This window comes from Fibrobacter sp. UWH9 (genome assembly GCF_900129715.1).
Lineage (GTDB): Bacteria > Fibrobacterota > Fibrobacteria > Fibrobacterales > Fibrobacteraceae > Fibrobacter.
This window is the reverse complement of record NZ_FQWP01000020.1, coordinates 1-26526: the sequence shown is the minus strand read 5'-3', so window position 1 is coordinate 26526 and position 26526 is coordinate 1. Positions and strand designations below refer to the sequence as shown.

Annotated in this window: 16 protein-coding genes; 5 read left to right on the top strand and 11 right to left on the bottom strand. The window is 42.8% G+C overall.

From position 1 onward, the window contains the following. The first annotated feature begins 112 nt into the window (after positions 1-112). The 3 genes from BUB94_RS13265 to BUB94_RS13255 are packed head-to-tail and all read left to right on the top strand — an operon-like array spanning position 113 to position 5773. Positions 113-1342, top strand: coding sequence for a hypothetical protein (locus BUB94_RS13265; protein ID WP_139260241.1), 1230 nt, complete (start codon positions 113-115; stop codon positions 1340-1342). Next, on the top strand, positions 1339-3270 hold the full coding sequence (locus BUB94_RS13260; RefSeq protein WP_139260239.1) for a hypothetical protein: 1932 nt from the start codon (positions 1339-1341) through the stop codon (positions 3268-3270). Before BUB94_RS13265 ends, BUB94_RS13260 begins: the two co-directional genes overlap by 4 nt. A 1-nt stretch (position 3271) precedes the next feature. Beyond that, positions 3272-5773 carry an SNF2-related protein gene (locus tag BUB94_RS13255; protein WP_073237845.1) on the top strand — a complete coding sequence of 834 codons (2502 nt, stop codon included), beginning with the start codon at positions 3272-3274 and terminating at the stop codon, positions 5771-5773. A gap of 2 nt (positions 5774-5775) precedes the next feature. Here BUB94_RS13255 and BUB94_RS13250 read toward each other — a convergent pair whose 3' ends face one another. From BUB94_RS13250 to BUB94_RS13210, 9 genes are read right to left on the bottom strand one after another with little or no spacing between them, the layout of a single operon-like run. Beyond that, positions 5776-5985 carry a hypothetical protein gene (locus BUB94_RS13250; RefSeq protein ID WP_073237842.1) on the bottom strand — a complete coding sequence of 70 codons (210 nt, stop codon included), beginning with the start codon at positions 5983-5985 and terminating at the stop codon, positions 5776-5778. Positions 5986-5999: 14 nt separating this feature from the next. After that, positions 6000-6743, bottom strand: a complete 744-nt coding sequence (locus tag BUB94_RS13245; protein WP_073237838.1) for a hypothetical protein — start codon at positions 6741-6743, stop codon at positions 6000-6002. Positions 6744-6755: 12 nt separating this feature from the next. After that, positions 6756-7466, bottom strand: a complete 711-nt coding sequence (locus BUB94_RS13240) for a M48 family metallopeptidase (RefSeq protein ID WP_073237836.1) — start codon at positions 7464-7466, stop codon at positions 6756-6758. Next, positions 7466-10561 carry a type I restriction endonuclease subunit R gene (locus BUB94_RS13235; protein WP_073237833.1) on the bottom strand — a complete coding sequence of 1032 codons (3096 nt, stop codon included), beginning with the start codon at positions 10559-10561 and terminating at the stop codon, positions 7466-7468. Before BUB94_RS13235 ends, BUB94_RS13240 begins: the two co-directional genes overlap by 1 nt. Before the next feature lie 11 nt (positions 10562-10572). Beyond that, positions 10573-11865, bottom strand: coding sequence for a restriction endonuclease subunit S (locus BUB94_RS13230; protein WP_073237830.1), 1293 nt, complete (start codon positions 11863-11865; stop codon positions 10573-10575). Positions 11866-11869: 4 nt separating this feature from the next. Next, positions 11870-12742 carry an S-4TM family putative pore-forming effector gene (locus BUB94_RS17525; RefSeq protein WP_073237827.1) on the bottom strand — a complete coding sequence of 291 codons (873 nt, stop codon included), beginning with the start codon at positions 12740-12742 and terminating at the stop codon, positions 11870-11872. Continuing rightward, entirely contained in the window at positions 12735-13733 is a 999-nt protein-coding gene (locus BUB94_RS13220) for an SMODS domain-containing nucleotidyltransferase (protein WP_073237824.1), read from the bottom strand. Before BUB94_RS13220 ends, BUB94_RS17525 begins: the two co-directional genes overlap by 8 nt. Positions 13734-13739: 6 nt before the next feature. After that, positions 13740-15290, bottom strand: a complete 1551-nt coding sequence (locus tag BUB94_RS13215) for a type I restriction-modification system subunit M (protein ID WP_073237821.1) — start codon at positions 15288-15290, stop codon at positions 13740-13742. Between the two features lie 14 nt (positions 15291-15304). After that, complete coding sequence (locus tag BUB94_RS13210; protein ID WP_073237817.1) at positions 15305-15901, bottom strand: restriction endonuclease subunit S domain-containing protein; 597 nt, start codon at positions 15899-15901, stop codon at positions 15305-15307. 575 nt (positions 15902-16476) lie between these two features. On the opposite strand from BUB94_RS13210, the gene BUB94_RS13205 reads away from it, so the two are divergent. Both BUB94_RS13205 and BUB94_RS13200 read left to right on the top strand, forming a co-directional pair. Beyond that, on the top strand, positions 16477-19296 hold the full coding sequence (locus BUB94_RS13205) for a hypothetical protein (protein ID WP_139260237.1): 2820 nt from the start codon (positions 16477-16479) through the stop codon (positions 19294-19296). A gap of 9 nt (positions 19297-19305) precedes the next feature. Then, entirely contained in the window at positions 19306-25485 is a 6180-nt protein-coding gene (locus BUB94_RS13200; RefSeq protein ID WP_073237811.1) for a DEAD/DEAH box helicase, read from the top strand. A 65-nt stretch (positions 25486-25550) separates the two neighbouring features. On the opposite strand, the gene BUB94_RS13195 is transcribed toward BUB94_RS13200, so the two are convergent. Together BUB94_RS13195 and BUB94_RS13190 are read right to left on the bottom strand one after the other, a co-directional pair. Continuing rightward, the gene (locus BUB94_RS13195) at positions 25551-25883 is read right to left on the bottom strand and encodes a hypothetical protein (protein ID WP_073237808.1); all 333 of its coding nucleotides are present in this window, start codon (positions 25881-25883) and stop codon (positions 25551-25553) included. Between the two features lie 157 nt (positions 25884-26040). Next, the gene (locus tag BUB94_RS13190) at positions 26041-26412 is read right to left on the bottom strand and encodes a tyrosine-type recombinase/integrase (RefSeq protein ID WP_073237895.1); all 372 of its coding nucleotides are present in this window, start codon (positions 26410-26412) and stop codon (positions 26041-26043) included. Between the last annotated feature and the right edge of the window lie 114 nt (positions 26413-26526).

Below are 26526 nucleotides of genomic sequence, written 5' to 3'. Positions count from 1 at the left end.
GAGCTGGATTGACGCGTTTTTTTATTCGTACCAGAAACGAGATAATTCTTTTTTGTCCTTGAATCATGTCAAGTGTCACACCCTGTCATCGGTTTAGGTATATATTTAACGTATGAACGATATTTTCCTAATTCCGTCGCCGGAAGCCTTTGAAAATAGCAGGCTAACTGTTGATTTTGGTTTGAGAACGGCTCTTTTGAAACATAGAACAGCAGTTGTTCCTTGTATTGGTTCTGTTCGGTTTCTAAGGCAGATGACATGGTCTTTAGCCGCTATATACCTCTGTACGGAATATTTTGACGAAAGAACCCGTCGTTCCAAGCGCATCTCGGCAACTGCTGTTGCGAATGCTATTGAAGCTCTCGCATGTAAGGCGATGTATGACTATGCATCCCGCGATACCTTTGCTTACTACGGTAGCAGAGTATTCGGTCGCGAATGTACTGATGGCGTGTTTGAAAAAAGAGATAAGTGGACCTTTGCTTGGCTCAGCCAAACCAAGAATTATGTACAAAACACGTACAGGCAGAGTGCTTCGGCTGCAATATACGCCTTGAAACTGACTGAGGGATCGTCTAGATTCAATTCTATGCGATTGACCCAAGAAGGTCGGAGCATTGCACTAGAGTTTTTACAGCAAAAAATTGACGAGAAAGCCCTGATTTCATACCTGACCTCATGGATTCGTAACACCCAAAAGGTTCTTCCCGCGAATTCATCTACTTGGAAGAAGTTCCTGAACTCACTTAATCCAAAGCGTCAGACGACAACTGAACGAAATCTATATACTCGCGTATTCAATAATAAAGTCCGGTACAATGGACGACAGATCCTTTTGCCGCTCATGAAAGTATGCAACACTGAGAAAGACCTGCTTGACAGTCTGGAACGTTCCAATGAGGTTCGCTACCGTACAGAAATTCTTGCAGCAAAAGCATTTGACGATTTTCATAACGCGGTCAAGATACTCTTTTCAGGATGCATCGGTTTAATGGATTCCAATATATTCAGGTTGAAGGATATTGAGGGGAAACTTCAAACAGAGATTGCTCTGGTGAAGGCTAAAGGTGAAACCTACCTTAAATTCAAAGAATTTGCCTACGGAAACGCTACGGTTGGGGCCATGATTAGATCCAAATTCAAGGACATGCTTGATCTGATCATTTCAAACAATAAGGCGATTCTTGTTAAAACTGACATGGTGATGAAAGGACCTCTGTATGTGGCGGCGAAGGATTGGGCCTCCGAACAGAATAACTCCAAAGATAATGATAATGAATGGCCTCTATCCAGATTGCGACAATGGCGAAATTTGTGTATTGACTGTGGGGTATGCCGATGAAGACTCTTTCCCAGTTGTTCACGCCACCTGAAGGCTACGTCGGTCAGATTTGCGTCGCCAGCGCCTTGAGTGCTGATGTACGTTTTCTGGACAGCATGCTAACCGAATTTACAAGAATGTCTAATTCCAAACGTCGCAGTTGTGGAAATGTTAGCCTGCTGTTGATGCTAGATGCAAAATCCGCTCGTCTTGATATGGATGCCGCTTCGGGCTTCATCCAATTGCAACCTAACGGAAGAAAACGGTGGGATAAGATTGCCTGTATGCACGCCAAGGTCGCCCTGATGCAGTTTGGCAAGACAAATACAGTTCCGTCAAAAAGCAAGACTAAAGATTTGATATGGCGTCTTGTTATCTGCACAGGAAATTGGACAGAAGCAAGCGCAATTCACCAGATGGAAATGGCCTGGGCCACAGATTATGACTGTAATGTAAAATCTAAGGATCGAAAATCCCTGTCGGATATGGTTTGTATAGTTGATTTCTTAAGGAAACTTCAACGAAACTATGCTATTGATGAACGAATATGGGCTCCTGCCGAAATCCTATTCAAAGGGATCGACGCAAGCGCAGCAGAGGTAAGTAGTCTGCCACCATCAAGGGTATTTACAACGTTTAGCGACGAAACCATGTTGGAATCTATCGCTCAACGTTTTCGCGGAATAAAACCCAACTATGTGATTGCAGGCTCTGGCTTTTTTGAACAGGATGACGGCAAGAAGGGTAAGCCCGAAACGATTGAAAAAATTGAACAGAAGCTAAAACTTACAAATGTTCACAAGTCTGATAGACATCTTGTCGCGAATCAGGACACAGCAGGTAAAGTTGCCGTTTGGTCAGGGAACTGCTTACGCGACTGGAATTTGCATAAACCTTCGGATCCTATAGCCCAAAGAACATTTATGCATGCCAAGTACATCTACGCTGGCGTGAAAAAGCGTACAACGATTGGTGATGGAAGACTGTATCTAGGTTCAGGGAACCTTTCTATGACGGGTTTACTAGGATATGCCTGTGGAAAAGGCAAGAATATTGAAGCAGGTGTGGTAATAACCCAGTCTGACTTCAGTGGTGTGAAACGAACATCTCAGGAAGCTCTTTTTAAAACTTTGCTTTGTGGAAGCGATGAACCCTCCTATGAGATTAAGCCTGTGGACGAAAATGCAGATGGACCTGACTTAGAAGATAATGGCGCGTGCTACAAGGACCCATGCCCATTATTGGCTTTTGAACTAATTCTCAAGGAAGACAGGCATGTATTGCGACCAGTCTGGCTTGACGATGATCCCGTAAAGGGACTTGTTCTCAAAAGAACGGGGGAGGAACTAGGTAAACGGGATGTCGCCACCATGTCCATTCCATCTGGACATGATACCGTTCTGTGGAAAGGTGAAAGTTATCAGATTCCCGTAATTGTCTTAGATGGTATGTTTACAAGGCTTTCTGCTCCAACAGAGACTGAGCTATCGCTGGAAGAATTGCTATCGCAGTTAGAATCATCTATGAACGAAAAGGATTCCGGTGATGACGACGGTGACGATGAAGGCCCTGATGAACCAGACGATCCTGATGGCAAAGGAAAAAATAGCGGATATGCAAATAGACTGCTTGAAGAGAAATCTTACAAGTATCAATCCGCAATGACCCTGGTAGAGACCATCGCTGAATACAGCCAGGTGCGTTTTGAAAAGTATGAAGACGTTATTGAAGAAGATGTTATGGACTGGATTTCAATGATCGAGTCAAAATTACGGAATCTTTCAAAAGAGCTTATTGCGACATGGCAATCGCTTGAGGTTGACTTCATTTCAGTACTAGCCAAGGATAACTTTGCTCCTCCATGCAAGGGCAAGGCTAGAACTCTATGGAATAACTACATAGAAAATTGGTGTAGAAAATGGCATCTAGATAAGTATGAGGCTTTGTAGTATGGATTGGAAGCGCGTCAGGAAGAATCTATGCGACGTGATTCGTGAAATGTCAGCGAATGACGAAGGCAAGCCTGTATATGGTCAGGATGCCGCAGCCATGGCTGTTATGGATCGATTGCCCCAGAATGGGGTTATCCTAGCGGATGATGTAGGCCTCGGAAAAACCCGTGTAGCCTTGATGCTCATGGAGAGTGTTTCGCGCGCAGGTGGTACGGTAGCGGTAATATCACCTTCAAATTTGATGCACCAGTGGACTGACGAGGCGAAATCCTTCCTGGATACCCTAGCAAATCAATCACTTAAACCTCAACCAGTCTCACTGCAGAGTATCGCCAAGCTGAACAAGGAACATGATTATCCCCTGTGTTATAATGATGGCTCGGTAAATCGATGGACTATCGTATCGCAACAATTTGGTCTTGTTGGCAACAAGAACATAAAATCAGGTGGTGATAGAAATAACGAAGCTGCTCAGAAGCAGAAGGCGTTCTTCAGGACAACGATCAAGGGCTTGATTAAGCGCGGTATTATTAGTGACGAATATTCTAACGAAATAAATCATTTGATCGGTGCGCTGATTGGTAAGGTTGACTTACTGGTGGTAGACGAAGCGCACAAGAGCCGTCATCTGGAAGATGCTGATGAGGAAAGTAAAAGCATGCCAAGGCTTCAATACTTACTATCCAACATAATCCAGCGTACTAAAGACTCTCGGTGCCTCTGCATGACGGCTACACCTGTTGAAATGGGTGTAGATCAATGGCATGCTTTGCTGGAACGTTGTGATCAGAATAGAAGCGACAAGACTGATGTTTTGAACCACATCCAAAATTTTTCTGAAGCATTAAAAATGGCAAATGCTTCACCAGAGAATATTCAAACCGTGGAAAAGCTGATTCGCTCCGCGGAAACTTTACATAAAGACTTGAAAGCGTATGTGGTGCGTCGCCGTAGAACCAATCAACAGGAATACAAGGACTTGATTTCTCAGCTCCCTGATAAGACCGGTAGTCATCCACATAGAAAAATTGGATCCATCGGAGTCAAAACCGACAATCTAAAAGGGGACTGGAAATCCATTATAATGTGTATGGAGGGTATTTCTTGCGCGGCAAAGAAGAGCGACGCAAGTTACCGAGACAAGCTTCTTCGTTGCCATTATGCCGCAGGTATGCTAAACATGAAGCAGGGTGAAGCTCTCAACGATTTAAATCAAGCCATTAAAAAGGAACGTAAGCAGAATGCGGCAAAGGCCTGTCGATTAGATTACTGGAAGGATAAGCTAGCACGGTATCAGGAATCCGAGCTGTTCCTGCTAGAACATCCACGTATTCAAACTACGGCTGATCATATAGAATCCATCTGTAGTGCGGGAGAGAAGGTCCTTGTCTTCGGAACATTCATTGAACCAATGAAAGCCTTGCGCGATGAATTAAACTACAGACATGTTCTGCAGCGTATGGAGGATGGTTTACCTGTAGCCCTGACCAGAATGTCCGTAGATGCCCTGTGGAATGTCTATGACCGTCTGAAAGTATCGAAAGCCTGGAAAAGATGGGGGAACAAGAAGTCCTTCCGCGAACGTTTTAAAGAAGAACGTGACAGGTTTAGTGTAGCGACAACCTGGCTAAAGGATTATGTTTTTGGTGCTTCTGTTTGGTTTGACATGCTTTATGAGCATCCAACCTATTCTCAGAAACCATATAATGAATTTTTGAGAAAACTGGAATCACTTTCGGATGAAAAACGCAAAGCTATCGCGGAAAAATTGCGCTGGGACTTGTTGGAATCAATTTACCAATCAAGCCATAAGTTCTCATTTAGCGGCAAACCATCAAGGCGAGAGCGAAGTAATTTGACGGCATTACTTATTAATGTAATTGAAGTCTATCTGAATTGTGGAAAGGATGACGGTCTTCCCATCAATATGAAGGTGTTTTCAGTTACAGACTTCATTAAAACCCTGATGTATGATGATACTACGGGACGCCATGACTCCTTCTGCTCAATGATGTCGGGGAAGGATGATATGGATACCCGTAGACCGTTATTAACCAAACGTTTCAACCTACAGAATACTTTTCCCCAAGTGCTGATAGCACAATCGCGTGTAGGACGTGAAGGCTTGAATCTCCATAGAGCATGTAGCCATGTGGTTATCTTCAATACCGAATGGAATCCTGCTGTTGTGGAACAGGAAATAGGACGTGTAGATAGAATCCGCTCTCTATGGAACGATAGGATGGATGCTTGGAATGCTGACAATCCTTCCACTCGTAAGGATGCGCCCAAAATAAAGGTTGATTTTGTTGTTTTTGATGAAACTTACGACCAATACCAGTATGAAGTATTTTCACACCGCCGTCGTGAACTGTCGAGCCAATTATTCGGTACACTACTTGATGAAGAAACCTTGAAACGAGTGCCCAAGGAATATCGTGATCAGAACGAGGATAAGCTGATTTCGGCCTTTGATTTTGATCCAGTTACCAGGCGATAAAGCTACTTTTCGTTATAATAGATGTGGTATTTGCTTCCGTTAGCGGCTTTCGCGTGGAGCGAGCCGCAATCCCAGTATTCAACGACGTAGCCACGTTCTCGCATACCGTCATGTAGCTTTACCCATTCCTGACGAGCTTTTTCCGATTCGTTATCGTTGAACTTTGTAACGCGCACTGTTTTGTGATCTAATTTTTCGGTAATTGTAATCATTGGAAAAATAACCTTTATTCTTCGCTTCCTGGCTCATAGCACATTTGCCAGAAACCCATATCCAGTAACTTCATTTGAGGGTAGGGCAGGCGGCCTTCTACACTCATTTTTTCAAGAACCATATCAAATTGTTTGTGATATCCCTGATAGAACTCTATCAGGCGTTCAATCGAAGGTCTATTAAACTGACCTGTCGTAGCGCCTGTAAGCTTGACCCCTTCCGTGAAGAACCTGTCATATGCAGGAACACAACCCATGGTTCCCATTAGAACCTTAGAGATCAAGATATCAGAAACGTCTGATGCGGTGAATTTATCGCGTTCTCCGGCTGCAATTTGGGCTTTTTCAACTATATAGCGCCTGCTATGATAGTATTCCTTGATTCTATCGGTTAGTTCCCAAAGGTTGTCCATCTGGGACTGAATCTGTTTACAGGTTGCTCCGCAAAGATCCCTGTATTTAGGCTCTAATAGGATCTCCACGACCTTCTTATGAACCTTGTAGTCCTGAGATAAAAGGAATGAAGAGCCACGGTACATGCCCCAGCTTGCCAGGTAAAAAGCAAGGTGTAAAGCAAGAGTGTCAACGTCAACCTTACCGTTATGGATCGCATCGTGGAACATTGCGTAGCAATGCTCCCAGGACTTGAACCGGGCAAAATCATCACTAACCAAGGTCTTGTGAAACTTCTCGGCGCATTCAACAACATCCTTGGCAGCGTCGTTTAAGGTGTCAATCGGTGGTAACTTCTTTCCCATATCATAACCTCACTACACATGCAGAGCTTCTAATCTAGCCTTGCGTTCTTCCCAATCAGGCATGAACGTTGCCAGCTGCTGGTAGAATGTCTTGGAGTGGCTTGGGTACAGCAGGTGGGTGAATTCATGGGTGACGACGTATTCTATGCAGGATACAGGTGCCGCGACTAATGACGTATTGAAGGTCAGTAGACCCTTCTTCTGTACGCAGCTTCCCCAACGGGAAACCATCTCACGCAGCTGTATTTCGGGGTAGCTAACGCCGTACTTGCGAACCTTCTGAAAGACCTTCTTGCAGATTTCCGCAATTTCATCGCGACAGCGGTTCTTTAACCACTTATCAAGAGTCTTCTTCTTCAGTTCTGTATCATTGATGTCATTCACGAACAGGGTGACGAAACTTTCGTCACATTCTACGCGACTCTTGGCAGCATACTTGATGCATAGTCTAAGATTACGACCAAATAAGGTTACGGATTCACCGTCAACACAGGTGTTGTCAGGGGAGGCGAAGTGTTCCTTTTCCTTGAATCGTTTAAGACTACGCAGGATATAGTCTGCCTTCTGCTTAACGAATGAATCCAACATCTTTGCAGGAACATCCTTGGATGCAGAAACAAATACACCCTGATCTGCGCGAATTCTCAGGTTAATGTTCTTGACATCCTTACGTTCCAGCGTATAGCTGATTGCCTTGCCGTTTACTTCAACATTACGGATCATTAGAATCGCCTCAAAGCCACATTTATAACGGCATCAGAGACCTTATCTATGGTGATGTATTCAACCTTGATTCCCTTATTATCTTCCACGTCGTAAAACAGGTTATCTATTTCCTTCCTGATACTGTTATGAATGTCATTATCCTTCTTCCAGTCAACCTGGTCATGCTTTCTGATAATTGCGGTAATTTTAATGACAATGTCGGCTAGCAAATCGTCATCATTTACTATATCCGAAATCAGGGGGGAAATCACCCCGGAAAAGGCCTGAGCATCGGCATCACCCTTAATTTTGGGATGTACCTTAGTCTTTGTGTCACCCTTACGGTAGTCAGCCATGATTTCCTTCATTTTCTTAAGGAATGCTGCGGCACTGTTGATCACCTTATCGCGGTATTCTGCCAGAGCATCATTAATACGCTTGGAGAAACTGTCGTAGAAGCCGGGGTCCTTGTCATGATTCAACTTAATGCTTCTAGTCAGGTGGCTAACAATGGCGTCAGCCTTTGATCTGTCCGAAGTCATACTTTCAAGATGCTTGTCAAAATTACCTATGTCCATGATATCCATGGGCTGATAGATAACCTGGACGTCCTTAACAGACATGTAGTTGTCCAGAAGGTTCTGCATCTGAGGTTCATATTCAGCATTGTCAATAGTGTCCGCATAGCGAATCTTTACGCTCTTACGGATTTTTGAATAGAATATGAATGCATCGCGATATTTAGCGATCTCATCACGATCGAAAGCGGCAAAGGCGCGTTCCGAATTCATGACCATGTTGAAGGCTCTGCCGTACTTACTGAGCGCATTATAGAAGTTCTCGCGAACCTCTTCGTCCCCCAAATGGACTTCAATTTCTTCAACATCCTGCTTGTTTGAAACAGGATTGAATATTTCAACCAACTGGGAATACGTCTCGCGCAGGTGCGCCACGTATTGCATGACATCAACGACAACACCCTTGATATCGTCAGAGTCGTAGTTTTCCAACCCAGAACCGCTATAGATTTCCATAGCGGAATCTAACTTATCAATGAGACCTCTGTAGTCAACAATAAAACCGTATTCCTTACCCTCGTGGAGGCGATTCGTTCTGGCGATAGCCTGAAGCAGACCGTGATCCTTCAGTTCCTTGTCTATATAGAGAACCTGGGTCAAAGGCGCGTCATAGCCTGTAAGAAGCTTGCTACAGACAATAAGGATGTCAATTTCACCGTCATAGAACTGATTCTTGAGGGTATCTTCGTAGTCATCCGCGTTGCCGTATTTCTTCATCATCTTTTCCCAGAAGTTGATGACAATATCGTCGGAACTTTCATCCACTTCGTCATGACCTTCGCGCATGTCAGGAGCGGAAATGACCACTTCGGTACGGATGTCGCAGAAACTGTCAAATATGGCCTTGTACCTGATGGCATCTCGCTTGAAGTTACAAGCCAGCATTGCCTTGAAACCGGTATTCTTGATGCCGTCCATGTAATGCTGGTATATGTCCAGGGATACGCGACGTATTCTTGCGTCACTAGAAGCTAGTTTCTGAATGCTACTCCATTTGGCCTTCAAGTCGGCAATCTGTGCATTATTAAGCTTCTTGGTGACTGTCTGGAACCACAAATCAATATTGTCTTCGTCAACTTTCTGATCAACAAAACGCCCTTCGTATATCAATGGAACGATAGCCTTGTCTTCAACGCCATCCTTGATGGTGTACTTGTGAATCAGCTTACCAAACCTCTGCATGGTGAGTTTTTCGCCCTTGAGTAGGGGAGTACCCGTGAATCCGATGTAACAGGCGTTGGGGAAGACTGTTCGCATCTTGGTAGCCAAGGAACCATAGTTGGAACGATGGCTTTCGTCAACTAGAACGAATATGTCTCTTGAACGATTCTGTAGGCCCTGATTTTCGACGGTGTTAAACTTGTTGATGATGGACGTGACAATATCAGCCTTGGTGCCGCTTATCAAATCATACAGGTTCTTGCCACTAGTAGCGCGGGCAGGGTGGAGCCTTGTATGGGCAAAAGTCTTGGCAATCTGCTTGTCAAGTTCCTTACGGTCCGTAACGATAATGACGCGGGGACTATTGTTTTGCATTTCTTCAAGGATGTATTTGGCAACCATAACCATAGTCAGTGATTTTCCACTTCCCTGTGTATGCCAAATGACACCGCTCTGACGATTACCCTGTTCGTCGTTTTGGTTGACCGTTTCCATGATGGCTTCGACCGCAAAGAACTGCTGATAACGGCAAATCTTCTTGATGGTTCCATCGTACAGGACGAAGTATTTCAGGAACTTGCGCAACCTGGACAAGTCAAATAGGGAGACTAGAACCTTGTCCTGTTCGGTAGGAATTCTATCCGCGACAATTTGGTTTACAACCTTTTCCTGCCAATCAATGTTCTGTTCGCGCCACACGTTCCAGAAGTTCTTTCCTGAACCTGTTGTAGCATATTTAATGTTATCCACGTTCGTTGCAACAATCATCTGCACGAACTTGAATAGCTGGGGGATGTATTCCTTACCCTGGTTTCGGATGTTCTGTTCAATGGCTTGAACTTCTGAGATACCTTTAGCTTTGCATTCTATGACCGCGAATGGGATGCCGTTAATGAACAGGACAATATCCGGACGGGCGTTCTTGTGCTTATCCCAGCTATTGCAGGAAAATTCTTCGGTAACATGGAATTCATTGTTTTCAAAGTTTTCCCAGTCAATATAATTGATGTCAAAGCTCTTGGTAGTGCCATCAACCAATGTTTCAGGGTAGCTTTTGCCAAGCATTAGCAAGTCGTAAATGCGTTCGCTAGTCTTGATCAAACCTTCCGCTAAGGGAACGTCAAGATCCTTGATGGCCTTTTCGATGTTCTCTGCAGAGAACTTGTAAGTTATACCTTCATATTCGTACTTGTTATTTTCAACAAGCTTCCTGCGAAGAATGTTCTTCAGAAGTACATCATGCAATTCACCGCGCTCGGCTACGGCATCTTCTGGGGATATGTACTTGAATCCCAGCTTGCACAGAACTTCTATGGCAGGGTACTTGCTCACATTGTCTTCGTGCGTTAAATCGGCCTGGTTCTTGAAGCTCATATAAACCTCGCTTATGCGCTTACGCGCACGATACCTGTTAGCAACAGTTGCATTAAGGACTTCTTTTTCAGCTTTTCCTGTTCCAGATCCTTCTGCAATAGGGTGATTTCATCAGCAGCAGTGGATAGAACTTTAGCGATTGCTTGGGATTCTTTTACATCTCCTGGAATCTTAAATTCATAGCGAGAATATTCTGTTGAATTGATACCTGGTTGTCCACTTCGTTTGGACATAACCCTAACCCATTTCCAATATTCGGTGGTATTTAAAGCTGATGCAACAAATTTAGAATCAATAATTTGGGGATTTATTGAAAATCTGATTAAAAAACCCGCATACACTAACTCGCCATCTTTTTCGTTATATAGGTACGATTTTCCAGTTGTACTACCAGTTCTTACTAGAAGGATATCATCATTCTTTAGAATATAATCATCATATCCATCAACATTGGCGTAAGCTTTTGAATTTAGATCGTATCGTCCATCTTCGGTAATGTCGGTTATTCTAATGTATTTAGGAAGACCATCTTTGTATTCGCAAGCAGGAGTGTTTAAACCATACTGGCCGTCAGTATAACAACAATCGCGTAATGAAATGTTTTTCCAAGGATTGTTATAACCAGAAAGTCGTTTCTTACCAGAAATCAATTGTTCAGTTAAAATAGACTTCTGTATTTTTCTTTCAGCTATAATTCGTTCTTTCTGTTCAATAATCTTATCCTGAGTGGTTAAAATATCTGCAATTTTCTGTTGCTCATCAATTGGTGGACATATGAGGTTAGAATTGAAGAAATCATCTACGGATATGTTTAACAACCCATGATTACGAGCGCCTTCCTGAGCGAAAGCTTGGATTTCGCGATTCATTAAACCAGCTTCAAAGTATTGAACATAGTAGTCAGGTTGTTTGTTCAGTTCATTTGCGGCAAAACAAATATATAAGGGAGAAACAACACCCTTGTCATAGTATTCAAGACGCTTTAAAGCACCAAATGGATAACCATTGGAATAACTCTTGTTATAGGCGAATTCACCTTTACTCAATAGGAAATAATTAGACTTGTCGTCACTTGCGACCGTCTTGTTAAAGAATTCATTCTGATTGATCAGGCCGTATTGAGCAGATATCGTAAGGACGTTTGAATTGCCTTCAGTGTTCTTTCTAGTTACGCGAGTAAATCGGTCGCGAAACCGAACCACATCCCAATCTTCAGGAATGATACCAAGAATGGTCTTCTTGTATCCAGCCGGAACCTTTCCCGCCCGAATAGCTTTGATTCTTTTGTTTATATCAGCGGTCATATAATCATTCCTTTCTGAGGTTGTTGGCTATATACTTTTCGTTGTTTTGAAATCTATTGTGGAATAGTTTAAAAAAGAAATTAGGAATAAGGATTGCAGTCTTTCTGTGCTCGTAGATTTGATTCTGAAGGTTGACTATATCATCATAATTAATTTGATTTGCATGGTAGAACTCCACAAGGGAATCTGCGAGTGCATTCAGTTGACACAACCGCGCGCAATCATTTTTCATTCTCTGATTGAATGTTCTAAGGTACTTGATAAAAGGTAGGCTCCACGGAACGATGCCAATTATACTAGAAAATGTAGGGTTGATTAACAGTGCTGTTGCAAATATCAGTATGACAGCTAATACAAGCAGGCTGTTACATGATAAACGAAAATAATTCCTTAGAGTTTTATCCCAGCGAATGTTTTCCTTTTGTGATAATAATATTTGTAGAGGATAATCTTTAGACGAATAATCTTCATACCATTTATCGTTTTCGTCGAAGCCAGAGGTTTTGAACGAACTCACAATTTCTATGATTTTGTGCTTGTTGAACGGTGTTAACCATTTTGTACAGGGTATTTCTTTACAGGTAAATAGAACGGAATCCATATACTGTTGAATCCCTGAGGCCTTTTTCTTAAAATCGGTACAACACTCATTGGTGAATGATGCTGCAAAGATTGTTGCGACAGAGAGTCCGATTGACAATCCTGTTATAAAATCGCACCTGTAAAGTGTTTTTAGAATAGAAAATGTAACGACAAACAATACACAAATAACGAAGTATGCTCCAGCGCATAATTTTGCATATGTGTAATTACGCCGTTGAGCGAATAAACATTGAATGATAAGTGCGTCACTTTGTTTTTCGTAAATGCTAGCCATAGGTCGGGAAATCCTCTCCGAAGATTTCATGCCAAATGTTGATGGCACTTTCTTGATCGTAAAGTTTTGTTTCCGTGATTATAGCCTCTCGGGATTTCTGGTAATCAGAATTAGCCTTGGAAGCAATTTTTATTCTATTAAGAACGGATATATTATTGATGTCTCCCTGAATTCCCTTCATATCATATATTGGTTTTTGTATATCATCGACAATACTTTTAAGGCAATGCGAAAACCTACAGTCTATAAACTGATTTAGATCGTCTACGCGGTCGCAGTAACGAACGATTAACGTTTCTAGTAAATATGAAGCGGGCGTTTCAAAACGCTTTACCTCAAACCATTTTTTACATAGTCTTACCAGGGACAGAACCCTACCATTCTTCATGCTGTTTACGGACTTTACATAATCACGATCCACGCGAGGGTCGGTTTTTTGCCACCCACCTCTGCCGTTTGGAATTAAGTAGTAATTACGGTTGTCTTCTTCGACAACGGTCTGAAAACATGGCACTATATCAAAAGCCCATTCCCTTGAAGTAAGATTAAGTGTTACCGCTTCACCGTTTTTATGAATTTCGGATTTCTTGTAATCAGGAAGCTGTTTAAGCTTGGACAAAAAACGATTCAAAACGGCGGTACTATTTAGCGTTCCATCAAAATTTGCACACGACTTTTGGATGGCATTTGTCGTGCTAGCGGTTACCTTGACATTATTCCATGCATCATTTTGGTTGTAAGTCGCGCCATCTGCGGCGATACCGATCATTATGTCAATATCGTCAAGGGGTCTAATCTTCGTTTTTCGAGCGAATGAGCCAAATTCAATGTTTATATCGCTATAAAGTCGAAAAAATTTACCATCATCAAAATCTTTGATGTTGTCAAGAAGATTACTTTTACTTGATTTTGCTGCATCAACCTTAGTCGGGTCGAGGTCTACATCATCTTTCATAAATTCCGCAAATGCATCGTCTACCTTTTTCGCCATACCTAATTACAGCCCTAATTCATTCATATACTTTGCCATTTGAGCCTGGACTTTAGACAGTTCAGATTCAATATTTTTAATGTTTGTTTTCACCTCTTCAATATCAATCATTTCTTCTTCTTCAAAGGTGTCGACATAGCGGGGAATGTTCAGGTTGTAGTCGTTACCCTTGATTTCTTCCAGCGTTGCTACATGACTGTACTTCTCTTCACCGCCGAAGCTTGGATCACTAAGGTAGGTGTTGTAGGTTTCTACGATTTTTTCGATGTCTTCCTTACGCAGGACATTTTGGTTCTTTCCTTTTTCAAAGTGTCCATCGCCACTAGCGTCCACAAACAGTACGTGATTACTTGCACCACGATTCTTACGGAAAATCAGAATACATGCCGGGATGCTTGCCCCATAGAACAGATTTGCGGGAAGCCCGATAACGGCATCTAGGAAATTAAACTTTTCAATGATAGTCTGACGAATCTTACCTTCGCTAGCGCCTCTAAACAAAACGCCGTGGGGGAGGACAATGCCCATGCGTCCAGTTGCATCATCAAGACTATGGAGAAAGTGCATTACAAAAGCGTAGTCACCCTTAGATGTAGGGGGGATTCCCCAATCAAATCGCTTGTAAGGGTCTAGTTCCGGGGTCATCTTTGCCTTCTTGTCGCCTTCGGCAACTTCACCAAGGAACCCGCTATCCCACTTGTCTAAAGAGAATGGAGGGTTGGCGACAATACACTGGAACTTCATCAGCCTATCGTTTTCAATGTTGCCTGGATTAGCAAGGGTGTCGCCCTGCCAAATAACCGCGTTATCAACTCCATGAAGGAACATGTTCATACGGCACAAAGCCCATGTCTGCATGTTCTGTTCCTGACCATAAATGCTGATTTTCTTGCTGGGAACCTGCTTAAATCCCTTTAGGAGCAAGCCGCCGCTACCGCAGGTACCATCGTAAATACGGTCATTTTCCTTAGGCTTCACGAGTCTTGCGACCAGTTCAGACACTTCGCTTGGGGTGTAGAATTCGCCACCCTTCTTGCCTGCGTCAGAAGCAAAGAAGGCAATCATGTATTCGTAGGCGTCACCGATGATATCAGCGTCGCTTATTTGAGACGGTCTAAGGTCAAGCTGCTGAATGTCCTCCAGGAGGTTCTTCAAGGTGGCGTTCTTTTCCTTGACTTCACCAAAGTTAATGGATGAGTTGAAGTCAATGGCGCGGAATACACCATGGAGTTTGGCGCTGTTATTGTTTTCAATTGCAGCCAACGCCATATTGATCTTTTGACCGATCTGAGCGTCGTTCTTGTTGGCGTATAGGTAATCAAAGGTGGATTTGTCGTCCATGACGAAGCGTTCTCTGCTCATGGCGCGTTCCACGCGAGTGGCGTCGCCCTTGTACTGAACTTCGTATTTAGCCTTAGTTTCGGCATAAACGTCGCTGAGATACTTAACAAACAGCATGGGGAGAATGTACTCCATATAGAGGGAGCTGTTCATTTTGCCGCGGAAGCTATCGCAGGCGTTCCAGAGTACTTTTTCGATGTCTTGTTTTGTTGTCATGAGATTATTCCTTCTTACTTAAAACTCTTGAATGCGTAGGCCATCAAGGCCTGGTTAAACTTCATTTTTTCTGCGGCGAGATTTTCCAGCAGGTCATGTTCTCTTTCCGCAAGCTTGAACAGTTCGCTAAAAATCCGTTGATTTTGTAGGGACGTGTGTTCAATGGGTATACTTCCAAATAAGCCTGAATTGATGGTTCCGAATTGGGTTGTTCCGCTGACATTCTGGTAAATCGTCTGCTTAACATTCTTTTGACGTAGCTGCCAGAGGATGAAATGGGGGTCAAAATCGTTGGTGGCAAGCCTGATTATAGCGAAGTGGGAAGGAACCAATAGGTTTTCCGCATCTTTTTCTATTATTACAGACGTATATGGTGCGCTTAGGCGAACAAGGATGTCGCCTGCGCGTGTGATAAAGCTATCGGCCAGCTCTTCACAGGCGGCGAAAGGCTCAACCGATAAAAGATCAAGCCTGCCGTCATCACGAACGCAGCGAAGGTTCAGTAGATTATACTGACGCGCGCCTTCGGTGCCTTGGGCAGCCTTCTTTCGGGTCGTTACAACCCCGGTGCGAATTGTCGCTATATTGCTTAGTAAAGTAAATTTTGTCATGGTTTCTTTGTGATTTCTATTCTAAATATACCTCCTTCGGGATTGCCAGTCAAGTGTTTTTTTTGTTTTGGTTGATTTGTGATTGGAAGATTCGACTAAAATGATTGAAAATCTTTACAAATCCTTTGGGAATGTCATAGTATGACAGTGGTGTGATATTATATTAATGTTATACAAGAGATGACGCAAGAAGGAGATCTCGCATGGGCTTGTTCTTTGACAAACTTCTAGAAAAACGCGGTTTGAATTCCGCACCGATTCCGCTTTGGAAGCTTGATGTCGATGACAATGAATATGAAGAGCTGAAACTTACCGTTAAAGATGCCGTTTCTAGGGAGGCTTTTTGGAATTACGGGAAGGAATTTGCCCTTTTTTATGCCGAATCATGGCGTCGCGAGTATTGCGGTGGTTGGATTTCAAAGGAAATCGTAGCGTCTTACGCAAAAGTTCCCGACGACCAAGCGGAAAAAATGTTTCATCACGCTAAATTAGCGTTAAGTTCACTACACATTCCCGTTATCCGTCAAAACAACAACCAATTTTTCAGAACTCTTCTGCTGCAAGGCGGGCTTCCCATGGCCTACGTCCAGCTAAAAGACAACGGATTTAATAGGTTCAAGCTATTCCTGAAGAGCATGATCACCGAATTGTCGCGACTTTCCGTGGATTGGGAAGACGTGGATGTGGTCAAGGGGTTAAGTTGCCTCCGATATTTACCGGAAACATACAAGAACGACAATATATACGCTGTCAGCCTTCAGATTGCTCGTGCAATCAACGAAGAACGTGACGATCTTCTACCTTATAAGACTGATACAGTTGAGCTAAAGAAACTGACCGAAATGCTGAAGAAGGAACGCGAACGCGTCAAAAAGTTGATTATAACGCATCCGTTATCAATTAACTGGACCTTCGAAGTGAAGGAATCTGAATGTGGCTCCGAAGGCGTGTTCCGTTATTCCCTTGATAGTGTCAAGACAATCTATTCTGATATGATTGTCGGTTTGAATCCCGAGGAATGTTTTCAATTTGACTTGTTTGTTTCTCAGCAGTATGTGGCCACCTACAAGAAGGTCAAGCTTGAAACAGACGATTATGGTAAGAAAAGCGCCATTTACAAGCGAGTCAATTCTGACAACAAAGAATTCACATGGAACGGCGATAGCATCATTGACGTTAAGCTTGTATGCGATACTGACGATGAACTTTTCCCGTCTGTGATAAATAGTTGCGCACCGAACCTAACAATCCCTCAAATGCTCCAGAAAAAGGGGAATAGGTACGTTCAGCAGAAGGATTATGCATCGGTTGAATGTATCTCGCTCTACCGTAAACCCTGGCGATCTGAATGCATTGATGATGTCAAGGATATCACTATCGGAGGCGATGAATATCGCATTGCCATCTTCCCTGAAGTAAGTGAAAGTCAGTTCATTCCCATGGTTAATATGGAAACAGGGGAAGAAATTGAACTGAAAAACATGACGTCAAAGTATTCCGTTGTATTTGGTGGTGTATACTTGCCATGGCTTGAAAAGTCCAGTCACGCACTGTTAACGAAACGACTTTTTGTTGATGTGTATGATGAAGGAGGCATGCGTTCCGGCTCAGGCCGTATTATGTGCCGCCAACGCGGTTCGTTGGAATGGAAGGAATACTCAGATAAGATTATTCGTCCGGGCATTGTTGACATCAAGGTAATATTCCCTGATGGAAGTTTTGATGTAAAGACGTTCTATTATATTGATGAATTGAATTTTGAAGCTTTCGACGCTGCCGCCAATTCAGCCCGTATAAGGTGCAATCTGAATTGGGGTAATGTGTATGCGGTAAAGCAGGAAAACGTTTCCTATACGGTTGAACAGACGACAAATCATAGCGTTACATGGAATGTCGTTAGAACTCCTAATACACTAAAGTTCCCTTCAACCTGTAGTTTTGAAATTCATAATCCTGGTAATCCCGCCCTAAAGATTTCCATTCCAAGCCCATATGAGGGGCTATGCCTAGTCAAGAACGAGGATGAACTAGTTTCCGAAGATACTGTTCTTTCGTTCAACGAATTTTCTCAGTATCGAATTCTTTGTTCTGAAGGAAAGCCGCATAGCATGAGAATCAGCTATACCGGTATGATAGGCCAAGAACGTCCGATTACCATTTATCAAAAGGTTAAGGGTGGTATAACCCCATTAAGTAATTTTGAGGATTCTATCAACAGACTCTTCAATGTGAATGGTGTAAATTCCTTTGACAGAACGTCGGCGGCAATTCTTACACTAGGGGACAAGGATTATCGTATCCGCTACTTTACTATGGATTCCGCTCTTAATGTTCTCAGTGAAACGATAGAGGTTCATTCCCTAGATACGGGTGCAGGCTTTGTAAATTACGAAGGAAAAATATTTGCTTGCAAAATTGTTGAACCCGGGGAAGATACCGAACCATCGGTGTTTCAACTGGATCATTTGGATTGTGGATCCTTCAAGTTCCCAAACGAAACAGAAGATGGGGATTATATTGTTTTCTCAGATGTTTATGACAAACATCGTTTGATTCCACGCCTATATCACATCATTAATGGTCATTTGGGTGATGAGGCGTATACCGTTCGCTCTGCAAATAAAAAACAGAATATTGATGTTTGGATTTCCGAACTTACGCATTATGGCGTCGAAAATGAAAAAACATGGGGTCTTGTACCCCAGTATATTGAAATTGCGGATAGATGGCGTCTTCCATTTCGAACCTTTAATGCCATATCCGCGTCCGTATCATCTCCTGTTCTGATGACCAAGTTGCTGTTAAGACTTCTCATGGACGATAAAATGGATGCTTTGTCTTCTGCAATCCTGAAGATTGAACAAGAATGCGCCATGGCTGTCCATTGGAACCGAACCGATATCGTAATGGAACAGTTTTTACAGGTGACAAAGGACTATTCACAGCGTCAGCAAATGAAATTCTTCCAGGACTTTAAGGATGCTCTTCATAACATAATGACATTAACGTTGGATGCTGACGTTGCTGACTTGATGACAAGATTCCTATGTGGTAATTTAGAGAATGTTGACGCTGATTTGTTGACCAACGCAGAAGTAAACGATTTTAAACGTAGAGCAATTGGCAAGAATACGGATGAAAGCAATTTCAATTCAGATTTGCCGATATTGCACCTGAATCTTGTTCACAGTTATTATTCTGCCGCGATTCAAATGCTTCCATATCAGGAGACCCTAATCAAGGCTCCGCTGTATGTCTATGAATACACTCAAAAGTGGAAGGATAGGCTTTGGGGAACCTCTCCAGAACGAATTAAACGCCGTAGAATTATCAATTTCTATCGTTTGCACTATAAGTATACGTATTACACCATCCTTGTGAAGATGCTCAAGTAAGGGCTTGTAATGAACTATTTTGAATTTTATAAGAACTCGAAACGCCGTTTAACAGATAGCCTGGTTTCTATGTGGGCTTCGGGACATTCTAAGGAACAAGAATGTCTTCGTGAGCTATTGGATGAAAAGGAACCTCTGATTGCAGATCCTGTATTTCAAACCATTTTTCCGTGGGAAGCATCAAAGGCTACCTTTGAAGAACATGCAAGAAACCTACATGTGCTGGACGAAGAGTTCGTTAAAGCTCTTTCTAGTATTAGCGGTGACGCTGAAGAATATTGTTTCCCTGCAGATCGCTACCCTTATAAGCACCAGTCCGAAAGCTGGAAGGGAATGCTTGTTGATGGTAAAACCATCGCGGTAACATCAGGAACGGGTTCTGGTAAGACGGAATGTTTCATCATCCCGGTACTTCAAGATTTGTACAGGGAGCGTTGTAAACCCGATTATAGGGAAGGTGTGCAAGCAATCTTCCTATATCCTTTGAACGCTCTCATGAAGAACCAACGCGAACGTATTCATCAGTGGAGTAAGGCTCTTCCTAAGCCCGTAACATACGCCATTTACAATGGAGAAATGGAAGAAACTGGCAAAACGGCCGGTGAATTCCCCCAGGTGTGTACCCGTAGGGAAATGCGAGAACACCCGCCTCAGATTCTGTTTACGAACCCAACCATGTTAAACTACATGATGGTTCGTTCAAGCGATCAGTCCTTGCTTGAAAAGTCTAAGGGAAGATTACGTTGGATTCTATTAGACGAAGCTCATACATATAGCGGTTCTTCTGCTACAGAATTGGCTTTGCAACTCCGTCGTGTTATAGATGCATTTGGCGTAACTGTTGACGATGTTAACTTTGCCGTGACCTCTGCAACCATGGGTGACAAGGATTCCACCAATAAACTTATTGGTATTGTTTCTCAACTTACTGGCAAGAATCCTTCACAAATCCTTGTTATTAACGGTCAGCGAATCATTCCTGAGCTTGATAAGACCAAATTACAGCAGAGCATTGATCAATTCAATAAGAAACACGGATGCCGATTGACGCCCGCATCAGTCAATGAACTGCGCAAAAAATTGAATAATGAACCTGCATTGTCAGCAAAGGATATTGCCCAAGCAACAGGAATGTCCTCTGATGATAGGGGAGCTTGGCTATCCTTGATTGATGATTTAAGCTCCGAAATTCCAGGATTGTCGCCAACAGGCAAACCACTAGCACTGCTTCCTACGCGCGCGCACTTCTTCATACGCGCGATTAATGGTGTATTCACCTGCGTTAATCCAGAATGCTCCCACAAGAATGAAAAATCTCTGAAATTAGGCACATTTACTACTTACCAAAGTGCCAAATGCCCGCATTGCGGAAGCAATATGGTTGAAGTTGCCAGCTGCGCAGACTGTGGCGAATTATTGGTTGTTGGTGAGAATCATGTCAAGGAAGGGTATCGCTTAAAAACCAATGAGGTCTCCCTTGATGACAACCCATTCGATATTGATAGCGAAGAGCTAGAAGAGGATTCTGACGATAATATTTCTTCTCATGATCAGGGATGGGAAATGTTTATCTACGGAATGCCGCAGAAAACTAATCCTAGAAAAATTGATCCACTATACTTTGAATTTGACACCGCAAACGGTAAAGTTGTAGCGTCTTCTAAGGATCGTATTGATAACCCAAGCGCATTGGTATTTCAAGCTGTTCACGATACAAATTCCGGTCGCGACCTATGTCCGTGTTGTGGAGTTCCTGTAAGAAATAAGTTGCTCTACCTGCGCGCCAGCGCAAACCTTCAAGGACGATTCTTGGCGACAACGGTTCTTGACAATGCAACGCCAATGAATCAGGATGCCGTAAATAAAGATAAAGACATCCTTTATAGCGGTAGAAAGTACATTACATTTACTGATAGTAGGCAAGGAACAGCAAAATCAGCCATGGGAATTAACCATGACGTTGAACGAAATTGGATTCGTTCAGCGATATATCAGAAACTTGCGACTAGTCGACAAGATAAGTTTGTACCTCAAGGATTAAGTGAAGAAGAATTAGAAGACTACAATGATTACCTTAGCAGAAAAGATTCACTGACAGCTCGTCAACGAAGAGATTTTGAGGAACTCCAAGCAAAGATGTCGGGAAGCTCTACTCCGAATGCCGAACCAGAAGCTTGGTCCGAAATTAGGACATCTTTTGAATCCAATGCAGATTTGGGTCACCTTTATAAACACCTTAAAAACGCTAGGTTGAATGAAGCTTCTACAAAGGATGGATCCAATGCAGAAAAGGATGTGTATCTTGACGCGCTATTCCTTGATCAATTCGGATGGATTCCTAGAAGTAGTAACACGTTAGAGAACCTTGGCCTAGTTCATGTAGTATATCCACCTCTTGCCAATGCTAAGTTACCAGAAGAATTGGGTTACTATAAGCTAGAAGATGGCCAGAATCCATTTACAGACGAAGATTGGCGAGACTACCTCAAAATATGCGTGGATTACCAGATTCGTGGTGGCAAATACTACATGATTCCCACGTCTTCAACTAGTTTCCTTGTGCAAAATTCATTTACCAAGGATATTTACGACGTTACAGAATCAACATTTGAAAGCAATAAGAAGTGGCCTCAGCTTAGCCAAGATGGTAAAGTTTTGTCGCGCCAACCTAAGCTAGTTCTTTTGTTGATGGCTGCCTTGGGAATAAAAGACATTTCAGAATTGAATAATGAAAAACGAACTCTGATCAATACGGTATTGTTAAAGGCATGGCGAACTATCCGAGACTCATTGCTTGAGGAAACGGACCCAAATCAGAAGGGGTATCGAATCAATCTGCTGGACCGTTCAAAGGTTAAAATCCAGATTGTTGAAAAAGGATGGCAATGTCCTGTTGATAGCGTAGTTGTTGACACTCTATTCCGAGGCTACAGTCCGCGTATGAGAGGCTATGCTACACCGGAAAACTTTGAAAGATTTAAGGTCAATAGTGAGCCGATGAAATTTCCTTATTTTCCGTATGCGGGTGGTAAGAAAAGATCTGCAGATGGTCAAGCAACGCGCGTAACAAATGATGAAGTCTACCAATGGATAGATGAAAATTGGGTTGCACAGAAGCAAGCTGGTGTTGTTAGTAACCTGCATTACCAGATTATGTCTCCCGCATCCATATTCATGGCCGGTGAACATTCCGCTCAGCAACAGTCAGCGGTTCTTGAAAATTATGAAAAGGAATTCAATCAAGGACATTTGAACATTCTTTCTTGCTCCACCACTATGGAAATGGGTGTGGACTTGAAGGGTATTTCTGCTGTTGTGATGAATTCTGTACCGCCTAAGCCTGCCAATTACCAACAGCGCGCAGGTCGTGCAGGTCGTCGTGGAGAAACCAAGGCTTTAACGCTGACTTTCTGTACTCCGAATCCGGTTGGAATCCATGCTTGGCGAAATCCAATATGGCCTCTGAAACACACGACCGAGATTCCTGATGTTAAACTGACAAGCCCTCAGATTATACAGCGACATATTAATGCATTCCTATTTGAAACCTTCATTCAGAATGAAGGTGGTATGGGAGTCAAAGACCATGTATCGGACTTCTTTGCAGAAGGACATTCTGGGTATACTCAATTCAGCGATTTCTTACAATCATTGCCGACATCACATGCAGTATTTGATGAATTAGATAAACATCATAAAATACTTGTTGCTGGATCATGTCTTAGCACACAATCTTTGCTTGAATCAATAGATAAGTGCTTGGTGCAGCTTGATACAGTTTACGCAATATATGACAACCGTTTGAGCGCTCTATTGGCATCGCGCGAAGCAGCAGAGGCAGGAACAGGAACACAAGCCGCGCGTACTGCTATTGAAGGAAGAATCAAGAACTTTAAGGATTCATTCTTGTTAGGTTACTTGGCAGAACAGAATTTCTTGCCGTCTGCTGGCATCCCTACAGGACTTGTTGAATTCAATAACGCATGTAGCGATAATACGGCAAAGAGGAATGGTGGACGAAGGAAAACGCTACCCACGCAGCACCTGAGTCAAGCTATTTCAATGTATGCTCCTGGCAAACAAGTTGTTATTAATGAATGGTGTTATCAGTCTAGCGGAATCGCGATGAAGTCAAAGTTTGATGAGGCAAAGCGATACATCATACAGAACTGTCAGAAATGCGGCTATTCCCAGATAGTATATGGGTCTCCATTAACCAAGTGCCCCAAATGCCATGCTACAAGTATGGCTGGCTTGAAGGGAACAAATGGCGATGAAACCGCCAAATTCACAGAAATTGTAGAACCAGCAGGCTTTTCCGTAGACTGGCTTGGAGGTGTAAGACCCACTCGAACCATTCGCAACGACAATGCTATGTCTCTTGCTCAGCCTTTGCTGCTTCAGATGGAACCATGGCCGGAAAAGAAATCGGGTGTTAAAGTTGCATTGAGAGCTTCTACTGATGAATCTGAAATTCTATTCTATAACAGTGGAACCCATCAGGCTGGATTTATGCTATGTCCTTATTGTGGACGCATGGAATCTGAAACAGATGATGCTGCGAAAAAGCGCTTTATTAGCCATAAACATCTTGAAACAGGCGCAATTTGCGAAGGTGCGGATCATGATGGAGCAAGAATCCGTCATAATGTCCTGCTTGTAGGTCGTTATCAGACAGATTTCGTTGAAGTCAAATTCTATGATGAGTATGACCGCGAAATCCATGATGCAACCACCTTGTATTCTCTGGGTGTTATTATTAGCCGTAAGCTTGCAGAATACCTAGGTGTCAATGACGGTGAAATTGATTTTGGCTATAGCAGACAGTACCATTCTATCTTCATATACGATACAGCTCTAGGTGGTGCAGGATATTCTCCGCTACTGCGTGATTACAAGAATGAGGTCTTCAACCTAGCAAGAAATGCTTTACGTGAAAAGTGTTGCAACAAGGCATGTACTCACTGTTTGGTTGACAGATCCTCTCAATGGTACCTAAACTATTTGGACCGACAGAAAGCCTATGATTGGCTTGAAATGGAATTCAGCAGAAGAAATGTGCCTGAAGAAGTGAACTCTGCATTTGCTGATGCAGAAACAATAACTTCTGACTGGGCTACTGAATTCTATCGCGTATGCCGCGACAGTTCCGTTAAATCATTGAAGCTTTTTGTTGACGATGACTTGAGCAAATGGGATTATGATTCATTTACGTTTAAGCATCACATTGACCAGCTTAAAGCTAGAATGGTTGATTGCTGCTATGTTACAGCGAAGAGACTAAACATCAATGGATTAAGCCGTTTTGAAATCACTCCATTATTGGGACTGCTGTACAGCAGCAAGTTCGAATATGGCAAACTGGATTTAGATGGTTTGAAGCCTATACTCGCGGTAACACATAATGATGGTCGCAAGAGGATTTACTTCGGCAAGGATGTATTGACCACGCTTAATGATGATTGGGGTACCGGCGTCATATTCTCATCCAATTACGATGGAAACCTTGATTTCACTCCTTTGAAGATTGAAAATATTCTTGCAAAGCTAAATAGCAGCGACGAAGGTATGTTCGACCTAAAAATAAAGGATTATAGTGCTTCAGCATCAACCATATTTGACGTCATGCGCAGCTATCGTCAGGATAAATGGAATGACGCTCAGTCTGTATTTTCTGAGGATAAGAACGTTGAAATTACCTATGCGGATAAGTATTTGAATACACCGCTGGGATGTATTATTCTTGCAAACCTTGTTGCGTCAATTGCAAAGGAATGGAATCTCAATATCAATAAGTTAAAACTTAATCTTGCTGCGATTCGTGGATCTAATGTCTATGGCTACAACGACTTCGATGCAGACTTTACATTAGCGTCACGCAGAAATGAATTCTTGAAGAAATGTTTTGATCAAATCGTAGGGTTTGAACCAGATATTGAGATGGTCAATAACTTACACCCGCGCTATCTGCAGATAAAGGGTAACGAATACACCTGTGAGATTCGCCCTGATGCCGGTGTTGCATGGGGTTGGTCTCTTGACCGTTTACACGCCAATCTAAGACTTGAACAGTTTGAAGATAATGTTACTCAGGATCTCAAACTATTTAATAAGCGTAGAAATGATGGTATTTTGTACACCGTTGCTTGGCAAAAAAATAGAAACGATAATATAAACTTAATTGTATAGGGTAAAATAGATCGTTTACAATTACCTGGAGCACCTTCGTCAGTGATGGCGAGGGTGCTTTGGTTTTATTTGATGCAAAGCCGATCAATCAAATACTTGCTTTGCTTCACCATAGCATCCGCGGCCTTGGATACATCCTTGTTGACCTTGACCAGGTAAGCGTCAACCTTAACCTTGAAATTATCATTGTGCTCACCCTGAAGGACAGACGGCCAGAATCCAATCTTAAGAGCTTCCGTGAACAGTTCCTTCATGACCTTGAGTTTTCGCTTGGGAGGATATGCTTTTTCAGTATAGTAGGCGACACTGAGTTCAGCGAGTCTCTGCATGACGAACTGTAGGTCAAGCTTGTTAGGGTTGATGGAATAATTCCTGAGTGAGCTGATAAGAATCTGCATAGCGGGGTGAAGATAGCTAAATATTTTGACACTTTAGTGACAAAATCAAAAATATGGTGAAAGCGGGTGAAACTTACAATCCGCTTATATTCAATGCGAACTAATACCTATTTATTCTCATTAAAATAATTATTGGTGAAATAATAAAACCACCCTGTTAAGGGTGGCTTCCTGCATTCCGAATCATGCTCATGACGTCGGTGGATGACGTGTCGCGAGCTGCATCCAATTCCTGAAGGTAACGGATCGTGACGGTGGGGGAGGAATGTCTTAAAAATTCCTGAGTAGCCTTGAGGTCGCCGTTGCAGGATCTGAGCTTAAGCATCGCGCTAGTATGTCGCAGACTGTGTGCGGTGATTCGTGTAGAATTGATTCCTGCCTTGACCAAGTATCCTTTAATCAATCGGCTGAGGCTCTTGGCCGGAATCCTTCCATCTTCAGAACTATTATTAGACGTGGAAATAAATATAGGCATGTCATCGCTGACGTTGCCGCGCTCGGCAATGTGGTCGCGTACTAATGCCGCCACAGATTCATCAATTTTTTTAGGCTCTTCATCAACATGTGTGGGTGGCTTCGCCACCCTTTTTTGTTGACTTTCGCCTAAATTAAACAAAAAATGGGCTATTTTCTAAAATTTAAT